Annotated in this window: 12 protein-coding genes and 4 pseudogenes; 7 read left to right on the top strand and 9 right to left on the bottom strand. The window is 57.5% G+C overall.

The features are described 5' to 3' along the window. The first annotated feature begins 35 nt into the window (after positions 1–35). Both A9K71_RS08785 and A9K71_RS30085 read left to right on the top strand, forming a co-directional pair. Entirely contained in the window at positions 36–1,460 is a 1,425-nt protein-coding gene (locus tag A9K71_RS08785) for a M20 family metallopeptidase (protein WP_066993349.1), read from the top strand. A 158-nt stretch (positions 1,461–1,618) separates the two neighbouring features. Further along, a pseudogene (locus tag A9K71_RS30085) lies at positions 1,619–1,848 on the top strand (ISNCY family transposase); the annotation flags it as partial. Between the two features lie 510 nt (positions 1,849–2,358). On the opposite strand, the gene A9K71_RS30080 reads toward A9K71_RS30085, so the two are convergent. After that, complete coding sequence (locus A9K71_RS30080) at positions 2,359–3,744, bottom strand: PLP-dependent aminotransferase family protein (protein ID WP_082980414.1); 1,386 nt, start codon at positions 3,742–3,744, stop codon at positions 2,359–2,361. Positions 3,745–4,901: 1,157 nt separating this feature from the next. Here A9K71_RS30080 and ectB point away from each other — a divergent pair. The 5 genes and pseudogenes from ectB to istB all read left to right on the top strand — a co-directional run bounded on the left by ectB (position 4,902) and on the right by istB (position 10,446). Further along, entirely contained in the window at positions 4,902–6,818 is a 1,917-nt protein-coding gene (gene ectB, locus A9K71_RS08775; RefSeq protein WP_082980406.1) for a diaminobutyrate--2-oxoglutarate transaminase, read from the top strand. Positions 6,819–6,828: 10 nt separating this feature from the next. Further along, positions 6,829–7,215 (top strand): ectoine synthase, encoded by a 387-nt coding sequence (locus A9K71_RS08770; protein ID WP_066993344.1) that lies wholly within the window; start codon positions 6,829–6,831, stop codon positions 7,213–7,215. Positions 7,216–7,280: 65 nt separating this feature from the next. Beyond that, positions 7,281–8,366: pseudogene (locus A9K71_RS31975) on the top strand (IS5 family transposase); the annotation flags it as partial. Next, positions 8,367–9,598 (top strand): annotated as a pseudogene (gene istA, locus A9K71_RS31970) (IS21 family transposase); the annotation flags it as partial. A 22-nt stretch (positions 9,599–9,620) separates the two neighbouring features. Next, positions 9,621–10,446, top strand: a pseudogene (istB, locus tag A9K71_RS08755) (IS21-like element helper ATPase IstB). Between the two features lie 200 nt (positions 10,447–10,646). Here the strand turns inward: istB and A9K71_RS08750 are convergent. The 8 genes from A9K71_RS08750 to A9K71_RS32845 form a co-directional block, all read right to left on the bottom strand. Continuing rightward, positions 10,647–12,038 (bottom strand): hypothetical protein, encoded by a 1,392-nt coding sequence (locus A9K71_RS08750; protein ID WP_066993544.1) that lies wholly within the window; start codon positions 12,036–12,038, stop codon positions 10,647–10,649. 543 nt (positions 12,039–12,581) lie between these two features. Further along, positions 12,582–13,616, bottom strand: coding sequence for a hypothetical protein (locus A9K71_RS08745; protein WP_066993342.1), 1,035 nt, complete (start codon positions 13,614–13,616; stop codon positions 12,582–12,584). Between the two features lie 1,810 nt (positions 13,617–15,426). Further along, entirely contained in the window at positions 15,427–15,759 is a 333-nt protein-coding gene (locus A9K71_RS08740) for an exopolysaccharide production repressor protein (protein ID WP_245299566.1), read from the bottom strand. Between the two features lie 38 nt (positions 15,760–15,797). Further along, positions 15,798–16,115, bottom strand: coding sequence for a ferredoxin III, nif-specific (gene fdxB / locus A9K71_RS08735; RefSeq protein ID WP_066993338.1), 318 nt, complete (start codon positions 16,113–16,115; stop codon positions 15,798–15,800). Continuing rightward, positions 16,112–16,315 carry a CCE_0567 family metalloprotein gene (locus A9K71_RS08730; protein WP_066993334.1) on the bottom strand — a complete coding sequence of 68 codons (204 nt, stop codon included), beginning with the start codon at positions 16,313–16,315 and terminating at the stop codon, positions 16,112–16,114. The genes fdxB and A9K71_RS08730 overlap by 4 nt, the downstream gene beginning before the upstream one ends. Before the next feature lie 25 nt (positions 16,316–16,340). Continuing rightward, entirely contained in the window at positions 16,341–16,514 is a 174-nt protein-coding gene (locus A9K71_RS32435) for a DUF269 domain-containing protein (RefSeq protein WP_245299565.1), read from the bottom strand. 611 nt (positions 16,515–17,125) lie between these two features. Continuing rightward, entirely contained in the window at positions 17,126–18,280 is a 1,155-nt protein-coding gene (locus A9K71_RS08725; RefSeq protein WP_066993541.1) for a TlpA disulfide reductase family protein, read from the bottom strand. A 283-nt stretch (positions 18,281–18,563) separates the two neighbouring features. Then, positions 18,564–18,689 (bottom strand): hypothetical protein, encoded by a 126-nt coding sequence (locus tag A9K71_RS32845; protein WP_280940532.1) that lies wholly within the window; start codon positions 18,687–18,689, stop codon positions 18,564–18,566. Between the last annotated feature and the right edge of the window lie 8 nt (positions 18,690–18,697).

The raw sequence follows: 18,697 nt of genomic DNA, 5'->3' as shown, positions 1-18,697 counted from the left end.
AAGTGCGCACATCCGACAATGAGGAAAAATAGGAAGTGCACAACGACCGCCTGAGCCTTCATGAAATCGCCCGGCGTGTGGACACCAAGAGCGCCGATTATTGTGCGCTAAGTGATCGCATCTGGACCATGCCGGAACTCGCCTTCGAGGAGCATCGCTCGGTCGCTGAGCAGATCGCCTTACTGGAGCGAGAGGGCTTTCGCATCGCGAAAAAAGTCGGCGGCATGCCCACGGCCTTCGTGGCGGAACATGGAAGCGGCGGGTCTATCGTCGGTTTTCTGGGGGAGTTCGATGCGCTGCCGGGACTCGCGCAAGTTTCGGGCGTGACCGGGCACAAGCCTACTAGGAAGGGCGCGTCCGGGCATGGCTGCGGGCACAATCTTCTGGGTTCCGCATCTGCGCTCGCAGCCGTTGCGTTGAAGGATGCACTTGCAGCGGAAGGCATTGCGGGCACGGTGCGCTATTACGGCTGCCCGGCGGAGGAGAGCGGCTCAGGCAAGACTTTCATGGCGCGGGCTGGTCTCTTCGATGATCTCGATGCCGCCTTCTGCTGGCACCCCAACGTTGTCAACGAGGTGCAAACCGCTTCGTCGCTTGCCTGCATCCAAGCTCGCTTCTGCTTCACGGGCCGCGCGTCGCATGCGGCGGTTTCCCCTCACGTGGGCCGCAGCGCGCTCGACGCGGTGGAGCTGATGAACGTGGGCGTGAATTACATCCGTGAGCACATGCCTTCCGATGCGCGCGTGCATTACGCTATTACTAGCGCGGGCGGCGATGCGCCGAACGTCGTGCCGGCCTATGCGGAATCACTCTACCTTGTGCGCTCGCCGCATTTGCTGGAGGCGGAACACCTATTCGAGCGGGTGAAGAAGATCGCTGAAGGCGCGGCGCTGATGACGGAAACCGCCCTTAAGGTGCAGGTCACGGACGCAAACTCGAACATTCTGCCCAACAAGGTGCTGCAGGCGGTCATGTACGAAAACATGAAGCGCCTCGGCGGCCCGGGCTTCGATGAAACTGATTATGCCTTCGCAGAAGAAATGCAGAAGAACGCACTGACGAAGGAGGAGATTGTATCGAGCATTGCGCCATACGATCCTTCTCTAGCGACCCAGGTGCTGCACGACGCGCTGCTTCCTATTCCCACGCGCGAAGAAGTGATGATGGGCAGCACCGATGTCGGCGATGTAAGTTGGATCGTGTCCACTGTTCAGTGCAGCACAGCCTGCTTTGCTATCGGCACGCAGTTCCACACTTGGCAACTCGTCACACAAGGGAATCTGCCGGCGGCCCATAAGGGGATGGTGCTAGCTGCGAAGGCCATGGCCACCACGGCCGCCGACTGCCTACGCAATCCCGATATCATAGCCCGCGCTAAGGCAGAATTGAACGAGCGTACCGGCGGCCGACCCTACGTTTCCCCGATCCCACCGGAGGTCACACCAGACCTGCGTCGCTAGGGCGCAGCTTGATTCCATGAGGACTTGTATTATCGACGCCAATCACCAACTCTTCGGCCGCATCCGCAAGGCTGAAGAACCAGTGGCGGTTTAGCCTTCGTCGTGCCCTCGACCATCGAGTGCGTCGATGACGGTCGGCTTGCCCGGACCCGAGACACGGCGCGGTCGTGAGGCTGGACAGCACCGTGACCTCAGCACTCATGCACGAGCCGAGCGACAGCAGCCTGCTTTGGGATGCGCTACGGGTCATGGTGCGCCTGCTGAAGCGAGCCGATTCCTTGGCCGGCGGCGCCGCCTGAGGGTATGGCGCGATCCACCGCCGAGCGGCCGCGCCCGCAAGATCCTGTTCACGCGTGGTCGACCCAATCGGGTCCAACTCTATCGCGAGTGATCGCTATCAAGTACCGGCCGAAAAGTCAGATGTGACGACGGCCGGTGGCGGAGGGGCCTTTGCGGACGCAGTGGTGCGGCCAGCGCATTTCATCGTTCACCGACATCGGCGATCTGATCGAGCCAGTTGTTCGCCGCATCCTTGCGGAAGCCAGGTGATTCCGCCTGCGTGCAAAGTGCTTATCGTGTCCCGTTCCACGACCACACCGCAACGGAAAAGTTGAAGAACAAAATCGCCCGACCACGCAAGCGGATGTCAGGTTAGTGATCCGATGTTAGAGTCGCCACGGCGATCCTTTGGGTCGAGAACTGCCGCGATAGCCGTTAGCCGAAGTCCACGAGATCTGAGCTGGATTTGCTCGAGCCCTTTTCAAGAGTTTAGGCGAGCTGGATCCATTACCGGGTGCGTATCGCGTACTGCGTGCGTATCGCGGAATGTGGGTACTACCGGCAGCATTTCCTCCTCGAACAACTTGGTCATGCGTGCGTTTTGTCGCCGAGGAGGAAATCAAAAAACTGGCACCAAAGGTTCTGGAGTCCCCCGTAGGGAAGATGCGACGATTTCAAGACCGGCGCGCAGTTCACCCTCCGTTGTTGACCCGAGTGAGATGCGCACGGCGGGCGTTCCGTCTCGGTCGGTCGTTCGAAATGAGGAGCCAGGCGCAACCATAACACCGCCAAGCCGAACCTGGGAGACAAAGGAATACTCGGTATGTCCGCGAGACAGCGGCAGCCAAAGATGGAGGCTTTGCGGATGGGCGTTATAGGAGAGTCCGGACAACATCTTAGCAGCAAGTGAATGACGGTTATTCAAGGCTTCGCGTTGCCATTTAACGAGTTCCAAAGCAGTTCCGTCGCGGACCCAAAGGGTAGCGATGTCGGCAATTGCTGGCGTTGCCGTCCAATTGGCAACTAGATGGCGGTTGGCAGCGGCAGCGACATAGCGGTCGGGTGTCACGAGGTAACCTATACGAAGACCAGGCAACGTAATTTTGGTGAAACTTGTAATATAGATGGTACGGTCAGGTGCAAACGCTGCAATAGGTGGCGCGCGATCCTCGACCAGGGGGCCGAGAACATCGCTCTCGATAATAGCAACGTCATGGCGTGCTGCGACGTTGGCCAATTGTCTGCGCCTTGTCTCGCTCATCAACGCCGCCAGGGGGTTAATCACCGACGGCTCGAGGAACACGGCGCGGACCGGCCCCTTCCGACAAGCTTCGTCCAGCGCCTCTGGAATCATTCCTTCCTCATCAGTCGCAAGTCCCTGCAGACGCAGTCCAAGATAGCTCGACAGTGGCACGAGCGTGTGAAGACTGAGCACCTCGGTGGCAATGCTTGATCCAGGTGGGGCAGCGCTCATCAGAGCAACCATCAAACCTGGCGTCGCGCCATTCGTTAGGCTGATGTTCAAGGGTGAGACATTTAGCCCGCAACAGGCAAGCCATTCGGCGCCGACCAAGCGATGATGCGGGAGAACTGTAATCGGGCGGAGCGACAGAGCCGAGTCCGATGCGAGGTTTACGGAAAGCCATCTCAAGGCCTGGCGCATCTTTTCGAAATGGATCTGCTCGCAAATTGGCTCCAAAATTGAAAGATCTATTAGCTTGGGAAAACGCTCGGGTAGGTAAGGGGAGGCGGACACCTTCGGGAGCGTCTGCACGAAGCTGCCGCGGCCTATCTGGGCCGAAATCAACCCGCGCTGGATCAGTTCATTATAGGCGCGGCTGATCGTCTGAACAGAAAGGTTTAGGGAATGTGCGAGCTTCCGATGCGGCCAAAGCCTTGTGCCGGCAGTCAGTCTACCGTCGCAAATCGCAGTAGCAATCTGCTCGGCAAGTGAGAGATAAGCCGGGCGTCGCAGGTGCGCCGGGTCAGGTCGCCAGTATGCCACTTTGTGCCCTTGGAGCGTACTGCCATATTGTAGTCGAGCGGTAAGTCGAATATAGTTAATCCACAGGAAAGCAAATATTACGCGATATAGATAACTGCTCAGAGCCAGCAACTCTATCTAGTGTGGTCGAGAAATTGACTGCACTCTACTGGAAAATGCCTCACGGCTGCCATCGGAAAATGCGTCCCTGAGAACAAGGGGTCGAACAAGCCTGTGGCGGTCCTTTATAGACACTGCATTCGTCATTCGCCAGCGGAGGCTCGTAAGTCAGACGCTCGGTGCCCCGTGGTCGCCAGATCAGGACACCTAAATTTTGCCATATGTAGCAGACCTGACAAATTTACTTTTCCTCAACTCGTCCAGCGATCCCGGTTCAGTTGGCGGCTCCGCCACCATGTGATGAGAAAGCATCAAGAATCGTGCCAACTGCCGCGGAAAGAGCTTTGAAAGGGATTCACTGTTGTCAACGCAATGACTTAGATGAGAGTGAAGGAGGGAGGGACCCCAAACACCAACGCTCCGCGCTGTCGACAAACCAACAGTGGTTATTGGGCACCGGATTTTTTCATAAACTTGGTCGAATTCACGAGTAGCCATCACGAAAAGCGCGTCCTCCAAGGGGGAAAAGGCCAATGCGGCATTGACCTTATTCGACAGTCACGGACTCACCGTGCTTCACCAGATACGAACGAACGCTGGCAGTGTGGAGCCTGCAATTGGCCCGACCACCTTGCGGTGTTGAGCTTGGCTGATGCAACTTCGGGCCGGATGGCTCTGGTGGCCGCTTAGCAGCTCAAGCAGGCCAGGCAATACGCAAAGCGGTTGCTCGGCTCTATTCAGAGCTTTGCAGCACTTCGAACATTGTTTGCAAAAATCCCGAGTAACTGCCCATCCAAGCCCATCAAAGCTGAGATATCCCGCATGAGTGCTTCTCAAAGTTCCAGCGGTGAGCACGTGCAAAGACGATTTTACAAAAATTTTACCCACAAGCGTTTTCGCGAGTGCTATCCCACAGTCGCTGCAGATTCAGAAAAAACGGACTGCTGCAATGAGAAGCGACTCTTCACTAACGTGGCGTGTAACGCAGTTGGCTCTAGCAGCATCTCTGTGCCAACTGACGCAACACTGAAAAATGGCATTCGCCCGGAGGATTTCGGATGGTCAGTGATCCCCAGAAGATCTCTTTACGATCCGGCGGCCGGTTGGCGGGAGTGACATTCCGACAGCCGACGGACAATCATGCAGCCGATGTCTGGGATCTCATCGCGCTCTGCCCGCAACTGGACCGGAACTCGCTTTACTGCGAGCTCCTGCTCTGCACTGATTTCGCGGACACCTGCGTGCTCGCAGAGCGAGTTGGTGAGGTGGTTGGGTGGCTGGCGGCCTATCGACCGCCACGAGAGCCGTCGACACTCTTCATTTGGCAGATTGCCGTGCATCCTAAGGTACGCAGCATAGGCGTGGGGAAAGGGCTGATCATCTCAGCTCTGAACAGGCTATCGTGCGAGAGCGTGACCCACGTTGAGGCCACCGTGACGCTCAGCAACAGGTCTTCCAAGTTGTTCTTTGCAAGTGTGGCTCGGGATCTGCACGCGCCAATCCGGACGGCCGCGCGCTTCGACCGCGACGTCGATTTTAAGGGACAGCGCGAGAGCGAGTATACAATTGCCATCGGCCCGATCGTACGCTCCATCCTCCCTATTACGGCCATGCCCGCCGACCTGCCAACCCAAGACGCAAATAAGGAGGCAACGATGAGTGACCGTAGTGCACCTGATCGCGGGGGCGAATTCGCGATTTTCCACCATCTTGAGTCTCAAGTGCGGAGCTACTCCCGTCGCGCTCCTGCAGTTTTCGTGAGAGCGCGGGGGGCTCAGTTGTTTGCGCGCGATGGAACGGTCTATCTGGATTTTCTGATGGGGTGCTCAAGTCTAAACTATGGTCACAATCCTCCTGAGCTGAAGAGCGCGCTCGCAGATTACATTGCGGGCGACGGCGTCACGCATAGTCTCGATCTCTACAGTGAAGCCAAGGAGTCTTTCTTGCGGGAATTGGATGAGACGATTCTTAGACCGCGACAGCTCGACTACGTCGTTCAGTTTCCCGGTCCAACCGGCGCTAACGCGGTGGAGGCTGCCCTCAAGTTAGCGCGCAAGATTACTGGTCGGTCCAACATCATAGCTTTTACCAATGGCTTTCATGGCCTGAGCCTTGGCGCTCTCTCCTGCACCGGCAACAGATACCACCGCGCCGCCGCCGGCCAGTTGCTTGGCGGCGTCACGCGGCTACCCTATGACGGGTATCTTGGGTCCACTGTAGACACCGCCGACTACCTTGATCACCTGCTCTCGGATCCCTCAGGCGGTGTGGACGCGCCGGCTGCGGTGATTGTCGAGACAGTTCAGGGCGAAGGCGGCCTAAATGTCGCGGGCGCCGAGTGGCTCCAAAAGGTCGCGGCCACTGCGCGCAGACACGGAGCTCTGCTGATCGTCGATGACATTCAGGCGGGTGTTGGCCGGACCGATGCATTCTTCAGCTTCGAAGCATCGGGGCTCCGTCCAGACGTCATTACGATGGCCAAATCGATATCGGGGTATGGTTTGCCTATGGCTGTCGTCCTGATCGATCGAGTACTAGATCTGTGGCAGCCGGGAGAGCACACCGGCACGTTCCGCGGCAACTGCCATGCTTTCGTCACCGCCCGGGCAGCCCTAGAGCATTTCTGGCGAACGGACAACTTGGCAGCGTCGGTCAGGAAAAAGGGCAATCTGCTGAAGAGTCGCCTTGATCATATCGCACAAAAATACGCCCCAGATCGAGTGTCAGCCAAAGGTCGTGGTATGATGCGAGGCATCGATTTAAAGTCTGGCGAAGTTGCCGGTCAGGTCATCAACGCCGCCTTTCAGAATGGTCTTGTTCTCGAGGCCGCTGGTCCCAAAGACGAGGTCGTAAAGTGTCTGCCACCTCTCGTCATTGAGGAGGATCAGCTTAACCAAGGCATCGACATCCTCGAGGACGTTATCGATCGCGTGATGGGCAGACCAGTGAAGACGGCAGCACAACACAAGGCATAAGAGGTGAATCATGATCGTCAGGGATTTGAATGAGGAGAAACTGACAGCCAGGCGGGTCCAGACGGCGAGCTGGGAAAGCGTGCGGTTGCTCCTCCAGAACGATGGGATGGGCTTCTCCTTCCATATCACGACGATCGATCCGGGCGCCCGGCTAAATATGCACTATCGGAACCACCTTGAGGCGGTTTACTGCATCTCTGGAAGGGGTTCGATCGAGAATTCCCAGACACATCAGGTCCATCTCGTGCGACCTGGTATAATTTACGCTCTCGACAAGCATGACCCTCATCTGCTGTGTGCCGCGACCGAAATGGTATTGGCCTGTGTCTTTGTCCCTCCCTTGGCCGGCGGGGAGGTGCATGATGACACAGGCGCGTATCCTCTAGCAGGCTGTTGAAGAAGTGCTGGCGCGGTTGTTTGGAGCGTGATTCACTGCTTCCCGGATGATTTGGGGAATTGTGGATGCGCGGCTCAGACGAACGGACAGGCATCGCTGTTTTCGTATGTCGACCTTGAGGCGCGTGTTGACGAGACCATCCGCTACGGCTGATACGGGAGATCGTGAACGCGGCTCTTGTGGAGATGGACGGCGATTTTGCGGTGCTTTATCCGCCCGGACTCGGCCGCCCGTCGATCGCGCCGGAACGATTGCTGCGTGCGATGCTGTTGCAGGCCTTCTACGGCATTCGCTCGGAGCGTCAATTGATGGAGCGAATGGAGTTCGATCTTCTGTTTCGCTGGTTCGTGGGGCTTGGTGTTGACGAGCCGGCTTGGGATCATTCGAGCTTCACCAAGAACCGGGATCGGCTGTTGGAGGGTGAGATCGCGGCAAAGTTTCTGCGCGCGGTGCTTGCTCAGCCAAGGGTGAAGCGGCTTTTGTCGTCGGATCACTTCTCGGTGGACGGGACGCTGATCGAGGCCTGGGCTTCGATCAAGAGCTTCCGCCTCAAGGACGGGGACGACAACGGCCCGGATGGAGCGGGGCGCAACGCCGAGCGCGGCTTTCATAACGAGAAGCGCTCCAACGACACACACCAGAGCACGAGCGACTCGCAGGCGCGGCTCTACAAGAAGGGCGACGGGCAGCCGGCGAGGCTCTGTTATATGGGGCATGCGCTGATGGAGAACCGTCATGGGCTTGCGGTCGATGGTGGCATTACCCAGGCCACGGGCACAGGCGAGCGTGATGCCGCTCTCGCCATGTTGGATCGTAGACCGTTGCGGCGGGGCATCACACTGGGCGCCGACAAGGCCTATGACGTGCTCAAGGACCTGCGCGAGCGCAAGGTCACGCCGCATATCGCCGTCGACGGCCATCTGAGCAAAACCGGCAAGCCTCGCGTGACGGCGATGGATGACCGCACGAAGCGCCATCCGGGCTATGATGCCAGCCAGCGCTGCCGCAAGCGGATCGAGGAGGTGTTCGGCTGGATCAAGGCCTCGGCCGGCATGGCCAAGGTCAAGCTGCGAGGATGCGCCCGTGTGGGCGCGGCTTTCACCTTGAACTTGGCGGCCTACAATCTGGTCCGCTTGCCTAAGCTGCTGGCGAAGCGCAAGGGGGTGACGCTGACGCTGTTGTGGCAGGAGTATCGCGCCGCCCATCCCGACGGCTACGGCTACACCTGGTTCTGCGAGCACTTCGCCGCTTTCGAGCGCCGGACGAGCGCGACATTCCGCAATCGGCATGCGGCGGGTGCGCGGTGATGCAGACCGACTCATGCCGGGCAGACGGTGCCGGTGATCGATCCGGCGACCGGCGTCATTTACCCGGCGCAGATTTTTGTCGCGGTGCTGGGCGCCTCCAATCTGACCTTCGCCTTTGCCAGCTCCAGCCAAAAGCTGCCGGACTGGATCGAGGGCCAGGTGCGAGCGCTCGCCTTCTTCGGCGGTGTCACCAGAGCGATCGTGTGCGACAACCTGAAGGCCGGTGTCGTCAAGGCGCTGTGGTTCGAGCCGACGCTGAACGCGACCTTTGCCGCGATGGCCGAGCATTACGATACCACCATCCTGCCGACCCGAAGCCGAAAGCCGCGCGACAAAGGCAAGGTCGAGGGCGCGGTGCTGGTCATCGAGCGCTGGATCCTGGCACGGCTGAGGAACCGGTCCTTCTTCTCGCTCGCCGAGCTCAATGCGGCGATCGCCGAACTGCTCGAGGAGCTGAACAACCGGTCGATGCGCCATGTCGGCACAAGCCGCCGCGAACTGTTCGAGGAGATCGAGCGACAGCCCTGAAGCCGTTGCCGGCGGCACCGTTCGAATACGCCGAGTGGAAGTCGGCGAATGTCCATCCTGACTACCATGTCGAGGTCGACAAGACCTTCTACTCGGTGCCGCACCGGCTGATCGGCCGCACCGTCGAGGTGCGGCTCACCCATCGGGTGGTCGAGATCTTCCACGATCACCAGCGTGTCGCCAGCCATGTGCGTCCTCGCAGCGTTCCGGCCATGTCACCGTCAGCGAACACATGCCCAAGGCGCACCAGCGCTACGCCAACACCACGCCGGCCAGGATCGGCCCCAACTCCGCCATCCTGGTCGAGCGCATGATGCGCGACCGGCCACATCGGGAGCAGGGATACCGCTCGGCCATGGGCATTCTGTCGCTGGCCGCGCTATGGGCCGGAGCGTCTCGATGCCGCCTGCGAGCGGGCGCTGCTGATCAACGCGATTGCCTACTCCTCCGTCACCGCCATCCTCAAAGCCGGCCTCGACCGAGCCAGCTCTGCGGAACCGGCAAAGCCGACACCCCAGCACGCCAACATCCGCGGCTCCACCTATTAGTAGTGAAGGAAAGGAAGAAAGCATGCTGACGAACCCCACCCTCGACCAGATGCAAACCCTCGGTCTGGCCGGCATGGCTGCCGCCTGGCGCGAACTGACCGAACGGAACAACGCCAACGAGCTCAGCCGTGACGAGTGGCTCGGCCTGATGCTCGACCGCGAGGTCGCTATACGGGCCGGCAAGCGCGTCCGGAACCGGCTCGCCTCAGCCAGGCTGCGCTTTCCCGAAGCCTGCATCGAGGACATCGACTTTGCCGCGCCAGCGGGCTCGACCGGCGAGCACCATGGCGCTGGCCCAGGGCGAATGGCTGAAAGCGCATGAGAACCTGATCGTCACCGGCCAGACCGGAACCGGCAAGTCGTGGCTAGCCTGCGCCTTCGGCCGGCAAGCAGCACGGCTCGATCATTCCGTGCTCTATGTGCGCGTGCCGCCCCTGTTCGAGGATTTGGCACTCGCCCGTCTCGATGGCCGCTTCCCACGCCTCATCGACAAGCTCACCCGCGCACAACTGCTCATCCTCGATGACTTCGGAACCCACTCCCTCACCGACCAACAGCGCTTCCATCTGTTCGAAATCGTCGAGGAACGCTATCGCCGCAAATCCACCCTGATCACCGCCCAGGTCCCCGTGGCCAGATGGCATGACCTGATCGCAGACCCTACCGTCGCCGACGCCATTCTCGACAGGATCGTTCACAACGCCCACCGCATCGTGCTCCAGCGCGATAGCATGGCGAAAGCAAAAGGCAGCGCCCCACTTGACCGGCACCGAAAACGGCGAAATCAATCATCCATGAACGCAACAAGGCACCCAAGGACCGACGCCGTCAGACTGTCCCGACATTAGCGAAACCACTGTCCGGGAATTAGCGGAACCCCTGTCCGGCTTTTGCGAAATGCGCACCCTAGGTGAAGCATCTGTTCGGGCGACAGCGGCTACACAGGCTGAAACTCATGGACAAATCGCCCATCCCGCCTCGCCATTCTCGTAGCCATGGTGAAAACCTTGTCCGACGAAATGCCCCTCCCTGATTTTCAAAAAGGACTCTAAGCGCCAACGAGCCAAATAGGGCGATCCTGTAATGCTGTGTCCACTGCAAGCCGCTCGCATAGCGTTTGCCACAGCGGATCGTCGGTAAACGCCGGTAAGCTGCCCCACGCCTTATTCAAAGGCATCGCGCCGTAGCAGTCGATCAACTGCTCAAAACGGGAGCCAGGCTGGGCAATCAGACTGAACGGATCGATAGGCCCAGGCAAGATCGTCCGATGCCCCCACATACCCGCCTTTTCGTCGGACGCTATCGAGGCGGGTAAGCTGCGATTTGCAGGTGACGGAAACTCGGCGAGGGTAGACAGCAAGGCTTGGCGCATAATGGGATAGTAGACGATCTGGCGACTGCCGCCGAGCGCCCGCAGTCCAGGAAGTATCGACGTCACCAAGAATGACAGGAACAGACTTGGTATGATCTCACCCTTATTCAAGGATAGCACGAGCGCGTCAGGCACACATCTTTGTGAGAAGGTCCTGTCTTCGGTCAAAAAGAGGCCTTCGTCCAATCGCAGGGGAAAGATGCGTCCTCCTGACAAATGCCAAAAGAAGTCGGTTGTCGTCTTCGCCCAACCGCTCCATTGGCCGCTATCAAACGACTTCAAATGAGCAAGCAGCCTCTTCGCAAAAGAGCCCGGTCCAAACAGCGTTGACGAAAGCCACGATGACGGATCGCGAAGATGCTGGGCAACAAGGTCCGCCACGTCCAGATCGTCGATTTGCAGCAACTGTAGGTCTGATGCGAAGAAGCGGTGCCAGAGGCTCTGATTGGCTGTTTTGATAGCATCGGCGGCCGAGGGAAACTCACCATCCGGGAGGTTCTTTTGCAACTGCTCGATTACTTGGCTCGCACCTGTCATCTTTTCGGAACTCGTCAGAGCGAAGCGCTGTGGCGAATGGCGACCGCAAATACTGAATGGATCCATTTTGCTGCGCGATAATCCGAACACATTGAGGGTTCTATCACCCAATCTCAGCCAACCGGGCCCTTTCTTCGCGCTTTCAGTGAATTTTACGGTCGAAGCCGAATAGGACACATACCAGCTGTCTTTATGGGAGCGAAGTCCCATGCCGCTAAAGACATGCGTATAGAATGCATCAGGTTCAACAATCAGATGACAATGTGGACCGGTCTGAATAACCGGTCGGCTGCGAAGCTGTTTACCGAGTTCTGCAATCTGCTGATGCCCATAACCCAGACGTAAGGCGCGATCTGCAAGTAGCAGTTCCATCTGTTCCAGCGCGTGCATGCGGACAGGATCAGCAGCGGATGGTTTCGCGTTATAAACGGCATGCGCATACGCACACGTTGGAAGTGTCGAGTACCGCGAAATATACGGCATAAGCCAAATCAACGCTTCGGCGACGGGCTTTGGAGACAACGTCTTCATTGCATTCATCCCGTGATTTGAACCGACGTTTACTGTGTCACACTGATTATCGGCTTCCCACTTTGAGCGTGATGACCCCGACAGAAGCAACGGTCATGACGCCGCCTATACACTGCCGGCGAACCGATCGAACCACACAAACCTACTCGAACCCTTGCCAGGATTTGGGACTACCCTTCAACCGAGCAATGAAGGGGAGCGGGATCGTGCGCTGGATATCGCCATCGATCAAAACTCGGCAAACGTTGTAGAGTTCACCCAATAGTACGACTTGGCACAGGGCGAACGTGAAACTTTGGACGTTCGCGAAAGTCACCACCCCAAGGCCGGAAGCGCCGATGACAGGTAAAATACCACTCGGCCCGCGTACTCAAAATAACGGGTGGTAAGGAACAGGCACGCAATGACCGACCCAAGACGACCAGGCGGCCCCAAATTGCCCTAAAAGCAGCACCTGAGATACAAATGCGCGCCAATGTTGGACGCGCAAGCGTACCGGCAGTAAATCGATCACACGGCAGGAGCTTCGGTCCTGGAGCGGCTTCACTCATCTGGTGGACGCCCCAAGCGTCGGAATGGTGGTAGTTCCACGGCTAATCCCGGTAGCTGACCGGGAGCTTCTATGTAGACATATTCGTTTGGAATGCAGGGCGGGGCCATCGACGAAATCAGGCGCCGCAGATTGTCCGCGTTGTTGCTGGCAGCAAGGGTGTAGAAATTGCCGCAATTCCATGTCACGCATCCGTATTTGAAATACTCGGCCAATGCTGCTGACATATCATTTAGCGTCGTCTCGTTGAGATTCATCCGTTTGAGAATGACCTCATTTTTATTTTTGATTTCCTCTGGTTTGAAGAAACGCGCCTTATATCCGTGGTCTTTTTGAAGCTCACGGCGCAGGTATTCGTCGCCTTCAATTTGCCTGAATTTTTCCAAGAAGAGGAATATCCCGTCTTCTTTCAGTTGTCGTTTCACAAACCCAACCTGCTCGCTTCGATTGGGCGAATACATTTGGAAAGTAGTGTCTTCTAAGATGATGTCGAATCCGTCGGAAAAGTGCTTTAAACTTGGGGTCGACGCTACTCTGCTCCTCGTGAGGTGGTGGAATGGGCCGAGGAAGAAAGTTGCATGGGCGGGTTGTCCGTGGAGAAAGAAGCTCTCTTCGTTTTCCTTATTGGGGCTGCACGAAAGGGTTTGAATCTTGCCGTTACCCAAGCGCCCTAGCGTACGGGCAAGTGTTCCTTCGGCGTCCCCCAGCACATAGAAGCGAGCGGGGTTTTCATCATGCCCAATAGCAAATCCATATCGTAAGAGGGCATCACCAACGCGAACCGCCTCCTCGAGGCGATAAGGGATACTGCCAAAATAATGAGGGTCGAAACGGCCCCAGAGCTGGCGATGTACGCCAGTGAAGCTTTCCAGTGACACATCCCCCTGGAAAAGGCGCGCATCAACGCTCGGCATTTTGATGGGAACTCCTGATTGTGCCGCAGCGGTTGCCGAAAAAAAATCGGCCATTTCATTCAATCGCGGTGCCTTATCGCACTCGGCAAAAAAGTCTCGCATCTGCGGTTCCATTTCGCGCTCCCTAGGCGAGTTGCTCGACGCACCACTACACCAGCGCCTGACAGTGGGTCACATTTGTGGGCCGGCGGGTCCAAGTTCCGAAAAATTTCGGAATGGTCTTTATCTTCCTCGGCTACTGGGCCAAGGCTTCCTCAGGTATGGTGCGTGGAATCCTGAGACGAGTATCGGATGATCAGGAGGCAACGTTGAGAAGCCTCCGGCTGCACGTCGGCAATTTGCCGCCGAACAAAGACAGACTGAGACCCCGATGCACTCGAACTCCGAGGAGGCGTAGTCCCATGTTACTTCGACACCAGAAATGATTTCCTGATTAGCAATAAAATCGTAGACTCCAAATCGGTTAGGCACGATTGCTAAGTTGGGATTACAAGAATGATTCACAACGACAGCAGGCTCCTCAAACAGAGCATGGACATCCCAGTCCAGTTGGATCGAGTTTGTCGTCCGAATTCTTTCCAGCCGGTCCAGCAGCCCGATGATGACAACCTCTCCAGGTGAGAAATCGCGAGCAGCGAATACGCCGCGGCCTTTATCGTCATCTATAGAGAGGACACTTACGTTGCGGGCATTCAGTAGTCTTGCGCATCCGATATCGTCTGTCAAAATAGACACTCTTTTCTTTACGTGTGGCGCCGGCATTGCAAACTCCTTATATATTATGGAAGCTCAGATAGAGCCTTAACTGTGTTGTGTGCGATACAATTTTATTCTTCATTGTCGCCTGCAAAAATCATGGTTTGATATACTTTGGCAACTTTGTCTCAATGCCCAAGGAAACTGCCGTGTCTCTATTAGACGCACATTTCGTCAGCTTCCGCTCAATCCCACATAGAGCCAAGCCTATTTTGGGACGTGTTGGAGTTGCCGACCCTTCCCGAAAAATACGACGTGACGCCGCCTCTGACATTCCTTTCCTCCGTTTCCATCGATCTAGGTTACTGCGACATGAACGCCCCTCCGGCGCTCTCGCCGCCTTTCACCGAAGGCTTCAAAATTTGTGCCAATCTTAAAGATTGAGTCGAAGAAGAATTTTTGAGCTACTTTTCAGCTATTTAACCTAGCGCAACAGGAGATCGACTAAACAAGGCTGCGTGGCGGACCCTACAAACCCGACAGAAGGTGTCGGAAGGTTTCGTGTTTGTTCGTAACGTCGGGCATGACGCGCCTTGGTCGACCCGACTGGTCTCATGCGTGCTCTTATGAGAGCACTTAGGGGTGGTGACTCAGATCACGTTGCTCACGGGGCCCGAACATCGGGTGCCTTACCGAAAACGATGGTTGTGGACCGAAGGCACTGGCGGCAGCAGGGAGGCGAAGTACCACCCTACTATTCGTGCGGAGTTGGCAAGGGAGCCGGGGAGTATTTCGCTGGAGCGACGCCCCAACCCGCACGGGTGATCGCGCTGGCCCCCGCGCTTCGAGATTAATGTAGCTGAACCGCTCGCCAGCTGGAGCGGATAGCGTTCGAATTTTCCAGCATGTTTTGTTCGATAGCACGTGAGATTGAGCTGAACCTAGCGATGCACGATGCACGAGCTGTTCCAAGACGCTTGTTTGACTGTGATGTCGGCTGCATTCGGATCTTCCAAAAGAGGGCCACTGTCATGTTTTCCGGCCCTTCGTTCGCAAGCGCGGCGAAGCAACGTGCGTGCCCTGCGCAGCGATCGACCACTAATGTCTATGGGACCGAAACTGCATTCCCTGGCGTTAGAACGATGAGAATGCCGCCCCTTCGACCATACTAGGCACCCATGACCTCAATAATCGAACTTGAACAAAGTAAATCTGGGCTCTGATCTTGTCACAGCGCCTCAAGGGAGGAGCAGCAATATGCCGAGCGTTTGATTGCGCTGGGCCCGTCTTGAGTTTCATTCTTCCGCTCATCATCGTCGGGCGACTGGTACCGAACTTCCTGGGACCTGTCGAAAACAGAGCTTTGCTCGGCTTTGACAGCGCAGCTGGATCGCGAAATCAGAAAGAGCACACTTCCGAAATAACCCAGCTGAAGAAGTAGCGAACAGCCCAGCGTCGTGACGACTGCTAGACGGAACGAATAATGCGAGGCGAAGTAAACCGTCACAGCGTTGCCGCACAGGACCAGCCCGAGGAGCCGACAAAATGTGATGAAGCGCAATGCCGTTCTCCTGGTTTTGTCTCGTCAAATCATGCACCTCATGCTGCGATCTGGTCGGCCGCGACATGGGTCTGGCAGTTCTTTGGGCAGACGCGGCCGCAGGCACCGCAGCCAATGCAGCGGCCGGCATGGTCGACAACCATGACCATGCGATTGAGCTCACCATCGAAATCGTCGTCACTGCCGTCGCAGGCGCCGAGGATTTCACCCGCGTCATCGACACCGTAAAGATGCATGACCTCGCGCGAGCAGACTTTGAAACAGCGGCCGCAGCCAATACAGATCTTGCCATCTATAGCTGTCAGGTATTGCGGCACCCATAAGGAGCCGTTGCGGCTGAAGAATGTGCTCCTCATCGCAAAGTCTTCATTTTGGCGAGCTCTCTCCTGGCACCATCCAGCTCGGCGTAAACGGCGTGCGTTTTCTCGGCGACTTCCTCTATCTCAATCCATTTGACCGGGAGACCCTCGGCAAGGTCGCGCAAATTCGTCTTGGCTATTGCCGCGCGCAGTTGAAGCTTTCGGACTTTTTTCGTCCTCTCATCCAGATTTGACATGATCCTTCCTCGAAAATCGGTTTCTTCACGCCCGCGCCACGTCCCGATAGGCAATAGCTGCGGTCGCATCGCCGACCAGTTTCGCCCCGGTATCCGCGAGTTTCCGGAGAGTCTCGAAGCCGAACCGATAGACGCCTCGACAGACCGGCGAACTGCCCGACCGTGAAAAGCACGCGCCCGGAGCACCGGTCGGTTTCATTTCTGTTGTTGACTATGTCATCACGTCTGAGCGCTCCTCGATCCCAAGCTCCACTACGGTCTAAAACATGTCGAGCCGCCCAGCACGTCCGGATCCGGATCGCTAATTATCGGATATTCCGCTGCAGTTCCTTGGTGATGATGAAATTGGCCAGCAGCCCGGTGTCCGATTTCCCTTGGCATGAGCCATGGAAGGCGAGCACGGATCAACCGCGGGAGGCGGACGAGCGGGCAAGGGCCTCGCCGTCCTTGTGTTGGCAGGGCCATGCGCCGCGTGCGACATTTGGTTTCCTCGATTTCAGGGCTCGATTTCTGCTTTCGGGTACGCCAACTCCGAGCCCGGTTGCGCAGCCGACGTCCGACCTGGCCGGGCTGATCCCACGCCGATGCCATCCCTTGGGCTGACCACGTCCCGGGTCGTGGCGTCTTCCGATAGGCCAAATTCGCCTCGAACATCTCTTCCGCGCCGACCCGGTGAGAGGTCACTAAGGTTCGAGCCTTGACCTCGAGCAAACGATCACCCCTGTGGTGCCTGGACATACTTGCTGCGGGCGCGCCGCAGAAACTGGCGGATTGACCAGGGTTCTTTTTCACTTGTCGTCTCTTCGCTCATCAGGCGACTGCGCTTTGATTTTCAGGAGCCTTGTTTTGCGGAACCACGCAAAGATCCCCGGAGCATGCGTTCTCACCCGTGTAGTTGGCCAGGGCTTGGAGCAATGGGGTAAGGTAGTATTGTTTGATATGGTCCGGCATCGTCCCTGGATTCCCCAGAGATTTCAGCGCCACCTCGATCAACTCGATCGCGCGATCCTTGTTGCCGCTCTCGTAATAATACTGAGCGACCGGGACGTACCACCGGAATTTAAGAGGCCCCTCGCCGTGCGGGGGATTCAGTGTCAGGATCTGTTCCGAGAGCTCGTCGCCCATCGCGAAGCGTTCAGCACGGGGAATATGAGCGTTGTCCATCGCGGGATCGAAGAGTTGGTTCAGGGCCATGACCATCCAAGAGACGGCCTCGAATTTTTTGTCGATGGCGTCCTCGACCAACTGGCGCATGGCTGGCAAGCCGGTCTGCATGTCGCGCAGCTTGTGAAGCAGTAGATCCGCGTGCGTTTCTCGGAACCCGATATAATCGGGCACTAAGGCGAGGCCTTCTTCGATGGCCGAGAGTGCCGCCGTCCAATCCTCGGCCTGCATCGCCGGCTGAAGCTTGGCGTAAATCGGTCCGGTGAGCGCTAGTTCGCGCGCCGTGCCTTGGTTAGTAGCGATCCGCCTTGCATCGGCGCGTTGAGCTTCATCGCTGTTGCGCCAACTGCCGTTGAGAACTTTCGGCAAAACGTCATCGAGTTCCGCCGCGTGTCCTATGAAAGCGATGTGGCCGTCGCGGTCGACTAAGAACGAGGCGGGAATCCCGAGAGATGAACTGGGTTCCATCCACAGTCTATTCATTTCGCCTGTGTAATCGAACGCGATACGATAATTCAGATTCGAGAACCTCTCTGTCAGCCAAGCATCCAAGCTAGTCCGCGCCTCCTCCGCGGTCGGGCCCTGTTCCCTAGCTGCGACTCCGATGACCTCAAATCCGCTGTCTTGATACTTCTCCTGCAGCTGCGTCAGATGGGGCATCACCGCCACACAGGGTCCGCACCAAGTCGCCCAAAATTCTAGGAGGTACACCTTGCCAGGGTGAAAGTTGGCGAGGGGCTCGCCACGCAGCCAGTCGTCCACTTTGATCGGAGGAGCCGGGGACTCCCTACGCAACACCATGTTGTTCTCCAAAGCTCTATTCTCACACCTTTCGGGCGTTTCTGACGAGCCGGTTCTCCTCTCAGAAATGGAAGAAACCGGCTCGGTGACCAGCGCTCGTCTTGCGCGTTCGCATGCGGCTAGTCCTCACCCATTGTTGCCGCATCTCAACCAGCAAAGGTCGTGCCAGCCCGCTTAGCGAGCGGTAAGTGTGTGGTTAGCTCGGAAAACCTTTAAGCGTCGAAGGCGGTCGATTGTTTTGAACCCAACATGTTTCCTGCCGCTGTCTGGTTTTCGACACGCGTCACTCATGCTTCTCACGCTTGAGAACCGAAGACAGCTTGGCTGTCTCGCCTGCGGCAATGTTTGGCGTCGGCCCGTCTAACAGCATCATTTCGGGGCCGGTCGAAAGTGCGCGGGCGATCTCCACGACCGGCT

The sequence above is a fragment of the Mesorhizobium sp. WSM3873 genome (assembly GCF_001672445.1).
Taxonomy (GTDB): domain Bacteria; phylum Pseudomonadota; class Alphaproteobacteria; order Rhizobiales; family Rhizobiaceae; genus Mesorhizobium.
This window is presented reverse-complemented; position numbering and strand designations above follow the sequence as displayed.

Bases quoted from the DNA above. Each gene is read 5' to 3' on its own strand.
- A9K71_RS08730 (WP_066993334.1), bottom strand. From the start codon at position 16,315: ATGTCAAATCTGGATGAGAGGACGAAAAAAGTCCGAAAGCTTCAACTG.
- fdxB (WP_066993338.1), bottom strand. From the start codon at position 16,115: ATGAGGAGCACATTCTTCAGCCGCAACGGCTCCTTATGGGTGCCGCAA.
- A9K71_RS32435 (WP_245299565.1), bottom strand. From the start codon at position 16,514: ATGAAACCGACCGGTGCTCCGGGCGCGTGCTTTTCACGGTCGGGCAGT.
- A9K71_RS08750 (WP_066993544.1), bottom strand. From the start codon at position 12,038: ATGAAGACGTTGTCTCCAAAGCCCGTCGCCGAAGCGTTGATTTGGCTT.
- A9K71_RS08745 (WP_066993342.1), bottom strand. From the start codon at position 13,616: ATGGAACCGCAGATGCGAGACTTTTTTGCCGAGTGCGATAAGGCACCG.
- ectB (WP_082980406.1), top strand. From the start codon at position 4,902: ATGGTCAGTGATCCCCAGAAGATCTCTTTACGATCCGGCGGCCGGTTG.
- A9K71_RS08725 (WP_066993541.1), bottom strand. From the start codon at position 18,280: ATGGTGTTGCGTAGGGAGTCCCCGGCTCCTCCGATCAAAGTGGACGAC.
- A9K71_RS08770 (WP_066993344.1), top strand. From the start codon at position 6,829: ATGATCGTCAGGGATTTGAATGAGGAGAAACTGACAGCCAGGCGGGTC.